This window comes from Peterkaempfera bronchialis (assembly GCF_003258605.2).
Classification (GTDB): Bacteria; Actinomycetota; Actinomycetes; order Streptomycetales; family Streptomycetaceae; genus Peterkaempfera; species Peterkaempfera bronchialis.
On record NZ_CP031264.1, the window covers coordinates 5219219 to 5231296 of the forward strand.

The 12078-nt window shown below is 71.4% G+C and carries 10 protein-coding genes; 8 read left to right on the plus strand and 2 right to left on the minus strand.

Features of this window, described 5'->3' with window-relative positions; all coding sequences use genetic code 11:
• Window positions 1-23 precede the first annotated feature (23 nt).
• On the plus strand, window positions 24-1025 hold the full coding sequence (gene argF / locus C7M71_RS23155; protein ID WP_111490048.1) for an ornithine carbamoyltransferase: 1002 nt from the start codon (window positions 24-26) through the stop codon (window positions 1023-1025).
• A gap of 29 nt (window positions 1026-1054) precedes the next feature.
• Here argF and C7M71_RS23160 read toward each other — a convergent pair whose 3' ends face one another.
• Both C7M71_RS23160 and C7M71_RS23165 read right to left on the minus strand, forming a co-directional pair.
• A complete protein-coding gene (locus tag C7M71_RS23160; protein ID WP_111490049.1) occupies window positions 1055-1585 on the minus strand; it encodes an ATP-binding protein in 531 nt (176 codons plus the stop codon).
• 110 nt (window positions 1586-1695) lie between these two features.
• A complete protein-coding gene (locus C7M71_RS23165) occupies window positions 1696-2112 on the minus strand; it encodes a type II toxin-antitoxin system VapC family toxin (protein WP_111490050.1) in 417 nt (138 codons plus the stop codon).
• Between the two features lie 291 nt (window positions 2113-2403).
• Here C7M71_RS23165 and acnA point away from each other — a divergent pair, with 291 nt between their 5' ends.
• The 7 genes from acnA (at window position 2404) to C7M71_RS23200 (ending at window position 11994) form a co-directional block, all read left to right on the plus strand.
• Window positions 2404-5112: an aconitate hydratase AcnA gene (acnA, locus tag C7M71_RS23170; protein ID WP_111490051.1), complete on the plus strand. Its 2709-nt coding sequence runs from the start codon at window positions 2404-2406 to the stop codon at window positions 5110-5112.
• A 181-nt stretch (window positions 5113-5293) separates the two neighbouring features.
• Window positions 5294-6649: a glycoside hydrolase family 18 protein gene (locus C7M71_RS23175; RefSeq protein ID WP_111490052.1), complete on the plus strand. Its 1356-nt coding sequence runs from the start codon at window positions 5294-5296 to the stop codon at window positions 6647-6649.
• 192 nt (window positions 6650-6841) lie between these two features.
• Window positions 6842-8245: an N-acetylglucosamine/diacetylchitobiose ABC transporter substrate-binding protein gene (gene ngcE, locus C7M71_RS23180; RefSeq protein ID WP_111490053.1), complete on the plus strand. Its 1404-nt coding sequence runs from the start codon at window positions 6842-6844 to the stop codon at window positions 8243-8245.
• Window positions 8242-9174 (plus strand): carbohydrate ABC transporter permease, encoded by a 933-nt coding sequence (locus C7M71_RS23185; RefSeq protein WP_111490054.1) that lies wholly within the window; start codon window positions 8242-8244, stop codon window positions 9172-9174. Before ngcE ends, C7M71_RS23185 begins: the two co-directional genes overlap by 4 nt.
• Before the next feature lie 45 nt (window positions 9175-9219).
• Window positions 9220-10071 (plus strand): carbohydrate ABC transporter permease, encoded by an 852-nt coding sequence (locus C7M71_RS23190; protein ID WP_111490055.1) that lies wholly within the window; start codon window positions 9220-9222, stop codon window positions 10069-10071.
• Between the two features lie 46 nt (window positions 10072-10117).
• A complete protein-coding gene (locus tag C7M71_RS23195) occupies window positions 10118-10489 on the plus strand; it encodes a hypothetical protein (protein ID WP_162824334.1) in 372 nt (123 codons plus the stop codon).
• A 284-nt stretch (window positions 10490-10773) separates the two neighbouring features.
• Window positions 10774-11994, plus strand: a complete 1221-nt coding sequence (locus C7M71_RS23200; protein WP_229759208.1) for an ROK family transcriptional regulator — start codon at window positions 10774-10776, stop codon at window positions 11992-11994.
• Window positions 11995-12078 lie beyond the last annotated feature (84 nt).

A 12078-nucleotide genomic window follows, 5' to 3' on the forward strand; every position in this document is an offset into this window, starting at 1 on the left:
CCCCTCACCCAGGAGCACCCGGCATGGCCTTCAACCTCAGAAACCGGCACTTCCTCAAGGAGCTGGACTTCACCCCCCAGGAGTTCCGCTTTCTGATCGACCTGTCGGCGCAGCTGAAGGCCGCCAAGTACGCCGGGACCGAGCAGCCCCGGCTGCGCGGCCGGAACATCGCCCTGATCTTCGAGAAGACCTCCACCCGCACCCGCTGCGCCTTCGAGGTCGCCGCCCACGACCAGGGCGCCACCACCACCTACCTGGACCCGTCCGGCTCCCAGATCGGCCACAAGGAGTCGATCAAGGACACCGCGCGGGTGCTCGGCCGGATGTTCGACGGCATCGAGTACCGGGGCTACGGCCAGGAGATCGTCGAGGAGCTCGCCGCCCATGCCGGGGTGCCGGTCTGGAACGGCCTCACCGACGAGTGGCACCCCACCCAGATGCTCGCCGACATGCTCACCGTCCGGGAGCACTCCGGCAAGCCGCTGGAGCGGACGGCCCTCGCCTACCTCGGCGACGCCCGCAGCAACATGGGCAACTCGCTGCTGGTCACCGGCGCCCTGCTGGGGCTGGACATCCGCATTGTGGCGCCCCGGCAGGTGTGGCCGTCGGAGGAGGTGCAGGCCGAGGCCCGGAAGCTGGCCGACCGCTCCGGCGCCCGGATCACCCTCACCGAGGACGTCGCCGAGGGGGTGCGCGGTGCCGACTTCCTCTACACCGACGTCTGGGTCTCGATGGGCGAGCCCAAGGAGGTCTGGGCGGAGCGGATCGCGCTGCTCCGGCCGTACCAGGTCTCCATGGAGACCATCCGCGCCACCGGCAACCCCGGGGTGAGGTTCCTGCACTGCCTGCCGGCCTTCCACGACCTGGAGACCGAGGTCGCCCGGCAACTGCACGCCACCACCGGCATGGCGGAGCTGGAGGTCACCGACGAGGTCTTCGAGTCGGAGTACTCCGTCGTCTTCGACCAGGCCGAGAACCGGCTGCACACCATCAAGGCGGTGCTGGTCGCCACCCTGGGCGGCTGACCGCGCGCCCGGTCAGACCGCGCGCCCGGTCAGGCGGGTTCCAGCAGGCACCACACCGCCTTGCCGTGCGAGGTGGTGCGGATGCCCGCCCGGTCGGCGACCGAGCGGATGATCAGCAGGCCCCGGCCGTCCTCCGCGGGCTCGCTGGGTTCGCCGGGTTCGCCGGGCTCGCCGACGAGGGCGGCGGGTTCGGCGGAGTCGGCGGAGTCGCCGGGTCCGCCATGCAGCCGGTCCGCCAGGTCCAGCTCCAGCGGCTCCTCGTCGCAGACCTCGATCCGGAAGCCCTGCGGCGGCTCCCAGTCCAGCACCAGCTCCACCTCGCCGTCGCCCGGCGTGTGCTCCAGGGCGTTGGCCACCAGCTCGGTCGCGGCCAGCGACGCGGCGAAGGAGTCCACCGGATCGCCGAGCCCGTGCAGCACCTGCTGCACAATGGCCCGCGCCAGCGGCACCGAGTCCGCCTTGTGGGGGAGCGGCAGCGTCCAGGACCGCTCGTGCGGTGTCCCGATGTGCGATGTCCCGAGGTCCGGTGCTTCCTCCGCGCTGCTCGACTGGTCGGTCATGGCGGTGGACCACCTCTCCGCTACCGCGGACCTCTCACTACCTAGCGCGTACCCGCCGGGCACCGGGGTCACGCCCGCCGTGGCGCCCTGCCGATGCGGCGGCGGGGCACTTATCCGTCGGCGACCGGCACCGCGCCGATGCCGTGGATGGGGCAGCGCGGGCCGGTCGCCCGCATCAGCCGCAGATCGGCGGTGACCAGGGGGGCGTCCAGCAGCTCGGCGACGGCCACATAGGCGGCGTCGTCCGGGGTGAGGTTGTCCTTCAGCTGCCAGATGCGGTCCAGCAGCGGCTCCACCGCGACCTTGCGCACCGCCAGTCCGCCCAGCCGCCCGGCGACCTCCGCCACCTCCGCCGAGGTCAGCCGTCCGGCGAGGTGGAGTCCGCGCAGCGACTGCATCACCTCCACCGTGAGGTGCTCGGGCGCCGCCCACTCGGGGTCGGCGGCCAGCTCCGCGCGGGCCTCGTCGCCCCGCGCCCCCGGGTCGGCCAGCGCGAGTACCAGCGCCGATGCGTCCACAACGATCACGGGGGCGGCCTCCTGGACCCGGTGCTTCGGTTGACAGCCGTGCAACCCTGCTGCCCCGATTATCGCGGGGCGGGCGGCCTGTCCGCCGAGGCGGTCCGCGTCCGGGCATGCCTCTCGTCGCCCTCGGCGCGGTCATGCACTATGGTTTATCTCGACATCGAGATATCCGCCGAGAGGCGCACTCCGGCCCGGATCTGGCGCGGGTGCCTGACTTAGGTACACCTTACCAACAGGTCGGTCGGCCGGGTCGGTCAGGATTGCGTGGCCCCACGCACCAAGAAGGAGACAGTCGTGTCCGCGAACAGCTTCGACGCCCGCAGCTCGCTGCGAGTCGGTGACGAGTCGTATGAGATCTTCAAGCTGTCCGCCGTCGAGGGTTCCGAGCGGCTTCCGTACAGCCTGAAGATCCTGCTGGAGAACCTGCTCCGCACGGAGGACGGCGCGAACATCACCGCCGACCACATCCGCGCCCTCGGCGGCTGGGACGCCGAGGCCGAGCCGAGCCAGGAGATCCAGTTCACGCCCGCCCGCGTGATCATGCAGGACTTCACCGGCGTGCCGTGCGTCGTCGACCTCGCCACCATGCGCGAGGCCGTCAAGGAGCTCGGCGGCGACCCCTCCCGGATCAACCCCCTGGCGCCGGCCGAGCTGGTCATCGACCACTCGGTGATCGCGGACAAGTTCGGCACCCGGGACGCCTTCACCCAGAACGTCGAGATCGAGTACGGCCGCAACCGCGAGCGCTACCAGTTCCTGCGCTGGGGCCAGACCGCCTTCGACGAGTTCAAGGTCGTCCCGCCCGGCACCGGCATCGTCCACCAGGTGAACATCGAGCACCTGGCCCGCACCGTGATGGTCCGGAACGGCCAGGCGTACCCCGACACCTGCGTCGGCACCGACTCGCACACCACCATGGTCAACGGCCTGGGCGTGCTCGGCTGGGGCGTCGGCGGCATCGAGGCCGAGGCCGCCATGCTCGGCCAGCCGGTCTCCATGCTGATCCCGCGCGTGGTCGGCTTCAAGCTCAACGGCCAGCTCCCGGCCGGCGCCACCGCCACCGACCTGGTGCTCACCATCACCGAGATGCTGCGCAAGCACGGTGTGGTCGGCAAGTTCGTGGAGTTCTACGGCGAGGGCGTCACCGCCGTGCCGCTGGCCAACCGCGCCACCATCGGCAACATGTCGCCGGAGTTCGGCTCCACCTGTGCGATCTTCCCGATCGACCAGGAGACCGTCGCCTACCTGCGGCTGACCGGCCGTTCCGAGCAGCAGCTGGCGCTGGTCGAGGCGTACGCCAAGGAGCAGGGCCTCTGGCACGACCCCGCCGCCGAGCCGGTCTACTCCGAGTACATCGAGCTGGACCTGGCCACCGTGGTGCCCTCCATCGCCGGTCCCAAGCGCCCGCAGGACCGCGTGGTGCTGGCCGAGGCCGCCGAGAAGTTCCGCACCGCCGTGCGCGACTACATCAACACCGACGACGAGGCCGGCAAGGAGTCCTTCCCCGCCTCCGACTCCCCGGCCGCCGCCAACGGCATCTCCAAGCCGGCCCAGGTGACCGCCCCCGACGGCACGGTCTACGAGATCGACAACGGCGCCGTGGTGATCGCCTCGATCACCTCCTGCACCAACACCTCCAACCCGTCGGTGATGCTGGGCGCCGCCCTCCTGGCCAAGAAGGCCGTGGAGAAGGGCCTGCACGCCAAGCCGTGGGTCAAGACCACCCTCGCCCCCGGGTCGAAGGTCGTCATGGACTACTACGAGAAGGCCGGGCTGCTCCCCTACATGGAGAAGCTGGGCTTCAACCTGGTCGGCTACGGCTGTGTCACCTGCATCGGCAACTCCGGCCCGCTGCCGGAGGAGGTCTCCCAGGCGGTCAACGAGCACGACCTGGCGGTCGTCTCGGTGCTCTCCGGCAACCGCAACTTCGAGGGCCGGATCAACCCCGACGTCAAGATGAACTACCTGGCGTCCCCGCCGCTGGTGGTCGCCTACGCCATCGCCGGTTCGATGAACGTCGACATCACCCGGGACGCGCTGGGCACCGACGCCGACGGCAACCCGGTCTACCTGGCGGACATCTGGCCGACCGACCAGGAGATCACCGAGGCCATCGCCGCCTCCATCGACCAGGACATGTTCGCCAAGGACTACGCGGACGTCTTCGCCGGCGACCACCGCTGGCAGTCGCTGCCGGTCCCCACCGGTGACACCTTCGAGTGGGACGCCGAGTCCACCTATGTCCGCAAGCCCCCGTACTTCGAGGGCATGGCCATGGAGACCACCCCGGTCACCGACATCTCCGGCGCCCGGGTGCTGGCCAAGCTGGGCGACTCGGTCACCACCGACCACATCTCCCCGGCCGGCAACATCAAGCCGGGCACCCCGGCCGCGCAGTACCTCACCGAGCACGGCGTGGAGAAGCGCGACTTCAACTCGTACGGCTCCCGCCGTGGCAACCACGAGGTGATGATCCGCGGCACCTTCGCCAACATCCGGCTGCGCAACCAGATCGCGCCGGGCACCGAGGGCGGCTACACCCGGGACTTCACCCAGCCGGACGCGCCGGTCTCCTTCATCTACGACGCCGCGCAGAACTACCAGGCCGCCGGCGTCCCGCTGGTGATCCTGGCGGGCAAGGAGTACGGCTCCGGTTCGTCCCGCGACTGGGCGGCCAAGGGCACCGCGCTGCTGGGCGTCAAGGCCGTCATCGCCGAGTCGTACGAGCGCATCCACCGCTCCAACCTGATCGGCATGGGCGTGCTGCCGCTCCAGTTCCCGGCCGGCGCCTCGGCGCTGTCGCTCGGCCTGACCGGCGAGGAGACCTTCGAGATCACCGGCGTCACCGTGCTCAACGACGGCGGCATCCCGGAGACGGTGCACGTCAAGGCGGGTGACGTCGAGTTCGACGCCAAGGTGCGCATCGACACCCCCGGCGAGGCGGACTACTACCGCAACGGCGGCATCCTCCAGTACGTGCTGCGCTCGCTGATCCGCAAGTAGGCGAGTAGGCGCTGCGCGCATCGGCAGCAGCCGCGGAACGGCCGGGCCGCAACCCCAACGGGGTTGCGGCCCGGCCGCGTTCGCGCCCCGGACCCTTGTGCGGGCGGCGCCCGGTGGACTATACCTGTGCCTCACTTGGTCCAGACCAATCGTCGTCCTCGCAGAAGGTCGCAGGTCCCGTATGCGCCGTCCCACCCCCGTGCCCGGAGCCCGCCGCGCCGCCGCGCTGCTCGCCGCCCTCGCCGTCGCCTCGGGCACCCTGCTCGCCGCCGGTCCCGCCGCCCAGGCCCACGGCCTCCCGCAGCCCAAGCTCACCGGCGAGCGGGTCGGCTATGTCACCCAGTGGGGCGTCTACAGCGGCTTCTCCGCCAAGAGCATCGACACCTCCGGCCAGGCCGGGAAGCTCACCGTCCTCAACTACGCCTTCGGCAATGTCTCCGCCGACGGCACCTGCTTCGAGGCCAATGAGGCCGGCGTCGGCGACGCCTGGGCCGACTACCAGCGCCCGGTCGACGCCGGGGAGGCCGTGGACGGCGTCGCCGACACCGCCGGGCAGCCCCTCAAGGGCAGCTTCAACCAGCTGCGCAAGCTCAAGGCCAAGCACCCGCAGCTGCGGACGGTGATCTCGCTCGGCGGCTGGACCTGGTCGAAGTACTTCTCCGACGCGGCCCTGACCGACGCCTCCCGCAGGAAGCTGGTCTCCTCCTGCATCGACCTCTACCTCAAGGGCAACCTGCCGCAGCTGGGCTCCACCGAGGGCGGCAAGGGGGCCGGTGCCGGGGTCTTCGACGGCATCGACATCGACTGGGAGTACCCGGGCGGCGGCGGCGACGACGGCAATGTGGTGCGCCCCCAGGACGGCCGCAACTACACCCTGCTGATGCAGGAGTTCCGCCGCCAGCTGGACGACCTCGGCGCCCGCAACCGCACCCACTACCTGCTCACCGCCGCCGTCCCGGCCGGCAAGCCCAAGGCCGACCAGCTGGAGCTGAAGCAGGTCTCCCGGTCCGTGGACTGGCTCAACCTGATGACCTACGACTTCCACGGCCCCTGGGAGGCGCAGGGCCCCACCAACCACCTCGCCAACCTCTACACCGACCGCGCCGACCCCTCCCCGGCCGGGCAGGGCTACAGCGCCGACCAGGTGGTCCGCTACTACCGCTCCCGGGGCGTGCCCGCCGACCGCCTGGTGCTGGGCGTGCCCTTCTACGGCTACGGCTGGACCGGTGTGCCCGCCGGCCGCCGCCACGGCCTGTACCAGCCGGCCACCGGGTTGGCGGCGGGCGGCACCGCGCCGTACAAGCAGATCAAGGACCTGCCCGGCACCGTGTACAGCGACCCGGCGAGCGGCACCACCTGGAAGTACGACGGCACCGACTTCTGGACCTTCGACACGCCCGAGGTGCTGACCAGCAAGGCCCGGTACACCCGGACCCAGGGGCTGCGCGGCGTGATGGCCTGGTCCCTGGACAACGACGACGCCCGGGGCACCCTGGTCTCCGCGCTCGACGCCGGACTGGGCTGCCGCCTCCGCTGACGGCTCATCAACCCTGATCCCCGCACGCCCCCGCCGCCGCCCGTGAACCCGGTTCACCCGTCCGGTGGACACCTGGTCCCGGGTCGGCGAGCGGCGGGCCGGACCGGCCCCCTCCCGCAGTAGCATCCACCACCGCCGGCCAGGACGTCCGCACCGGCTCCGGGACAGCGGGAGGAAGGGCCAGGTCGCCAGATGGGGTCGGCAGCGGGATGCAACCGGCGGGGGCTGCTCAAGCGGGCGGCGGCCCTTGGCCTGGCCGCCGTACCGGCCGCCCCCCTGCTCTCCGCCTGCGCGCTGGGCGGCGCCCCGGCGGCCGGCCCCGCCCGCAGGGCGCCGGTCACCCCGGACAACCCGCTGGGCGTCGACCGCGCCGCCCCGCTGGAGGTGGTCCTCTTCGACGGCGGCTTCGGCGACGGGTACGCCAGGGACGCCGAGGCGCTCTACCGGACGGCCAACCCCGGCGCGGCCGTCCGGCACACCGCCACCCAGGACATCCAGCCGCAGCTCCAGCCGCGCTTCGTCGGCGGCAACCCGCCGGACCTGATCGACAACTCCGGCGCCCGGCAGCTGGACCTCGCCACCCTCGCGGCCCAGGGCCAACTGCTGGACCTCACCCCGCTGCTGGACGCGCCGTCGCTGGACGACCCGGCGGTCCGGGTCCGCGACACCCTGGTCGCCGGGACCGCCGAGAAGGGGCGGCTGGGCGGCAGCGCGCTGTACGCCCTCAACTACGCCTTCACCGTCTACGGCGTCTACCACTCGCGGACGGTGCTGCACCGCCACGGCTGGCAGTACCCGGCGACCTGGGACGGGATGCTGCGGATCTGCGCGGCGGCGAGGCGCAAGGGACTGGCCGGCTGGACCTACCCCGGCAAGCACCCCCACTACCTCACCTTCACCCTCTACCCCCTGATCGCCGGGATCGGCGGCCCGCAGGTGCTCAGGGCGATGGACAACCTGGAGCCCAACGCCTTCCGCCACCCCGCCGTCAGAGCCGCCGTGGAGGCGTACCACGAGCTGGCCGCCAAGGGGTACGTCCTCCGGGGCAGCCCGGGCCTGGACCACATCCAGGCGCAGACCGCCTGGACCGAGGGCAGGGCGCTCTTCCTGCCCGTCGGCTCCTGGGTGGAGAACGAGGCCAGGGCCACCACCCCGGCGGACTTCGCGATGGCCGTCGCCCCCAACCCCGGCTCCCGGACCGTCTGGGCCGAGGCCGGAGAGCCCTTTGTCGTCCCCGCCCGGGGGCGCAACACCGCAGGCGCCCTGGAACTGCTGCGGATCATGCTCGGCAGGCGGTCGGCGCGGAACTTCACCCGGCAGGTCTCCTCGCTCAGCTGCGTCAGGGGCGCCGCCGACGGCATGCGGCTGCCCCCCGGGCTGCGGTCGGCCGCCGACCTGCTCGCCGCGGCCGGACCGGCGGTGGTCGCCCCCATGCTGCCGGTCTGGTACCGGACCCTGCACCGGGAGCAGATCGGCGGCACCCTGGGGGAGCTGATGGCCGGTCGGATCGGGCCGGACGAGTGCCTGACCCGGTTCCAGCGGTACGCCGACGAGACGGCCAGGGACTCCTCGCTGCGCCACCCCAGGCACGCATGAACCCCCGGCGCCGCCGTGCCTGGCTCGGATACCGCTTCGCGTCGGGCTTCCTGGCCCTGCCGCTGGGCGTGTACGCGGTCTTCGCGGTCTCCCCGTTCGTCCAGACCTTCGCCCTCGCCTTCACCGACTGGAGCGGCCTCACCCCCGGGATGCACTTCACCGGCACGGCCAATCTGCGGCGGCTGGTCCACGACGAGCTGTTCTGGACCGCGCTGGGGCACAGCACGGTGCTGCTGCTGGTGCTGCCGCTGGTGACCCTGGCGCTGGGGCTCTTCTTCGCCTTCATGGTCAACGCGGGCGGGCGGCGGGGCGCGGCGGTCGCCGGGGTGCGCGGCTCGGGCCTCTACAAGGTCGTCTACTTCTTCCCGCAGATGCTCTCGATCAGCATCGTCGCGGTGCTCTGGCAGTCCGTCTACAACCCCGTGGGCGGGGCGCTCAACGCCGGGCTGGGCGCCGTCGGCCTGGGGGCGCTGCAACAGACCTGGCTGGGCGACCCCGGGCTGGCCCTGGGCTGTGTGACGGCGGTGATGGTGTGGAGCAACGTCGGCTTCCATGTGGTGCTCTTCTCGGCCGCCATGGCGTCCATCCCGGCGGAGATCCACGAGGCGGCGCTGCTGGACGGGGCCGGCCGGGCGGCGACCTTCTTCCGGATCACCCTGCCGCTGCTCCGGGACACCGTCCGGACCGGCTGGGTCTACCTCGGCATCATCGCGCTGGACGCCTTCGCGGTGGTGCAGATCATGACGGTGGGGCCCGGCGGTCCGGACTACTCCACCGAGGTGCTGGGCCGCTATCTGTACAAGAAGGCGTTCGACGAGGGGCAGGCGGGCTATGCCGGGACCCTGGGCCTGGCCCTGCTCCTGGTGACCATGGTCTTCGCGGCGGCGGTGCTCGGGCTGGGCCGCCGCCGTGAGCGCATCGAGTACTGACGACGGACACGGCCATCAAGCCACGGACGCGGGGAGCCCCCACCGATGACCACGCCTGGCCCGGCCCGCTCCGGTCGGGTCCTGAACGCCTGCTGCCACACCTTCCTGCTGGCCTGGGCGGTGCTGGTGACCCTGCCGCTGCTCTGGGCGGTGATGACCTCCCTGAAGACCGACGGCGAGATCTTCACCCGCCCCTGGGCGCTGCCGTCCTCGCTCCACTTCGAGAACTGGAGCCGCGCCTGGAGCCAGGCGCACATCGGCCGCTACTTCCTCAACTCGCTGATGGTGGTGGGCGGTTCGCTGACCGCGACGATGCTGCTGGGCTCCATGGCGGCGTATGTGCTGGCCCGCTTCGCCTTTCCGGGCAACCGGCTGCTGTACGGCCTCTTCGTCGCCGGGATGGGCTTCCCGGCGATCCTCACCCTGGTGCCGCTCTTCTTCGTCCTGCGCAACCTGGGGCTGCTGGCCACCTATCCGGGGCTGGTCCTCACCTACACCGCCTACTCGCTGCCCTTCACGGTCTTCTTCCTCACCGCGTTCTTCCGCGCCCTGCCCGGCAGCGTCGCCGAGGCGGCCGAGATCGACGGTGCCTCGCACTCCCGGATCTTCTTCCAGGTGATGCTGCCGATGGCCCGGCCGGGGCTGGTCAGCGTGGGGATCTTCGACTTCCTGGGGCAGTGGAACCAGTATCTGCTGCCGCTGGTGCTCAACAACCAGGACGAGAGCCGCTCCCTGCTGCCCCAGGGGCTGGCCCGGCTGGCGGTGAGCCAGGGCTACAAGGGGGACTGGTCCGGGCTCTTCGCCGGGCTGGTGCTGGCGATGGTGCCGGTGCTGGCGGTGTACGCGGTCTTCCAGCGGCAGCTGCGGGCGGGGCTCACGACCGGCGCCCTCAAGTGAAGATCAACAGTGCATTTTCGGCCAATGTCATCGCATAATCGAACCCATGTACGAAGCAGCGTTGCCCCCGGGCTGGCCCAAGGAGGTCAGGCCGCCCGGCGCCCCCGGGTGGGAGCGCTCGGCGGTCGCCTGGCTGTACGACCTCTGCCCAGGTGAGTACCGGCGCTATCCGCTGCTCTCCCGGTACCCGGTGCTGCTCGCCCGGCTCGCCCGGCAGGAGGCGGAGTCCTCGCTGCATGCCGCCCGCCGGGGCTGGTCCACCGCCCGGGTGGACCTCCAGGGGCAGGTGGAACCGCAGGTCGTGGAGGCGCTGCTGGGGGTGTACGCCCAGGAGGGGCCCCGGCTGGCCGCCCTCACCCGCAGCGTCCAACTGGTCGCGGATGCGCTGGCCGGTGTCCGCTGGCGGCCGCGCCTCTGAAGGGCGCCGCGTGGCCGCTCCCTCCTGGGTTCAGCCCTGAAGGCAGCACTGTGGCCGGAGATCGCAGGGGGTTTGCCCGGCTCTGGCCGGATATGCCGTAGCCTCGGCCGCAGCCACCGCCGAGTGGCGAAGGTTTGACAACGATCCGCATTCACCCTTGACGTGACATCACCGGATTGGCTCGACTTAGATTTCACAAGTTGTAACCGAGCTCCGCCGCAAGGGCGCGGAAGGGGTCGTGGGCGGTCGGGCCCCCGGCACCCTGGGAGGGTTGAACCATGTCCCTGGACACTCCGGGATCGCAGTCCTCGCTTCACCGGGCGAACCTGGAGCGGGTGCTGCGCGCGGTCCGCATGGCGGGGTCGCTGACCCAGGCGGAGATCGCCCGCTCCACCGGGCTCTCCGCCGCGACGGTGTCCAACATCGTCCGCGAGCTCAAGGAGAGCGGCACGGTGGTGGTGACCCCCACCTCCTCCGGCGGCCGGCGGGCCCGCAGCGTCTCGCTCAGCGCCGACGCCGGCATCGTGGTCGGCGTCGACTTCGGCCACACCCATCTGCGGGTGGCGGTCGGCAACCTCGCCCACCGGGTGCTCGCCGAGGAGAGCGAGCCGATCGATGTGGACGCCTCCGCGGCGCAGGGCTTCGACCGGGCCGAGACCCTGGTGGAGCGGCTGCTGGCGCAGACCGGCTTCCGCTCGGACAAGGTGATCGGGGTGGGCCTGGGCGTCCCCGGTCCGATCGATGTGGAGACCGGCGCGATCGGCTCCACCGCCATCCTGCCGGGGTGGACCGGGGTGGAGCCCGGCCGGGAGCTCTCCTCCCGGCTCGGCATGCCGGTCTACGTCGACAACGACGCCAACCTGGGCGCGCTGGGCGAGCTGGTCTGGGGCGCCGGCAGGGGGCTGTCGGACCTGGCGTACATCAAGGTCGCCAGCGGCGTCGGGGCCGGTCTGGTGATCAGCGGGCAGATCTACCGGGGGCCCGGCGGCACTGCGGGCGAGATCGGGCACATCACCCTGGACGAGTCCGGTCCGGTCTGCCGCTGCGGCAACCGAGGCTGCCTGGAGACCTTTGTCGGCTCCCGCTACCTGCTCAATCTTCTGAACGCCAGCCATGGCCCCGGGCTCAGCGTGCCCCGCGTGGTACAGCTGGCGCAGCGCGGCGATCTGGGCTGCCGCCGGGTGATCGCGGACGTCGGCCGGCAGATCGGCACCGGCGTCGCCAACCTGTGCAACCTGCTCAACCCGCGTCGGGTGATCCTCGGCGGAGACCTCGCCGAGGCCGGTGAGCTGGTACTTTCCCCGATCCGGGAGTCGGTGGCGCGCTATGCGATCCCCAGCGCCGCCCGCCAGCTCTCGGTGGTCCCGGGCACCCTGGGGGGCCGCGCCGAGGTGCTGGGCGCGCTGGCACTGGTGATGAGCGAGATGGGCGATTCAGGAGCTTTGCCCCAGTCTGAGGGGTCGGCCCAACAGCGGTCGGTTACGGCTGTGTCTTCAGGAAGATAACAAAAGGGTTCGGATTCGGCGTCGTAAGAATTTACTTCTTGACGCTAACGTGACAGGAGGGATTGACTCCCTCCAACCTCGGCC

What these genes read in the sequence shown, in the direction of transcription:
- C7M71_RS23195 (WP_162824334.1), top strand. Translation starts at nt 10,118, where the DNA reads ATGTACGAAGCAGCGTTGCCCCCGGGCTGGCCCAAGGAGGTCAGGCCG.
- C7M71_RS23175 (WP_111490052.1), top strand. Translation starts at nt 5,294, where the DNA reads ATGCGCCGTCCCACCCCCGTGCCCGGAGCCCGCCGCGCCGCCGCGCTG.
- C7M71_RS23160 (WP_111490049.1), bottom strand. Translation starts at nt 1,585, where the DNA reads ATGACCGACCAGTCGAGCAGCGCGGAGGAAGCACCGGACCTCGGGACA.
- C7M71_RS23185 (WP_111490054.1), top strand. Translation starts at nt 8,242, where the DNA reads ATGAACCCCCGGCGCCGCCGTGCCTGGCTCGGATACCGCTTCGCGTCG.
- ngcE (WP_111490053.1), top strand. Translation starts at nt 6,842, where the DNA reads ATGGGGTCGGCAGCGGGATGCAACCGGCGGGGGCTGCTCAAGCGGGCG.
- argF (WP_111490048.1), top strand. Translation starts at nt 24, where the DNA reads ATGGCCTTCAACCTCAGAAACCGGCACTTCCTCAAGGAGCTGGACTTC.
- C7M71_RS23190 (WP_111490055.1), top strand. Translation starts at nt 9,220, where the DNA reads ATGACCACGCCTGGCCCGGCCCGCTCCGGTCGGGTCCTGAACGCCTGC.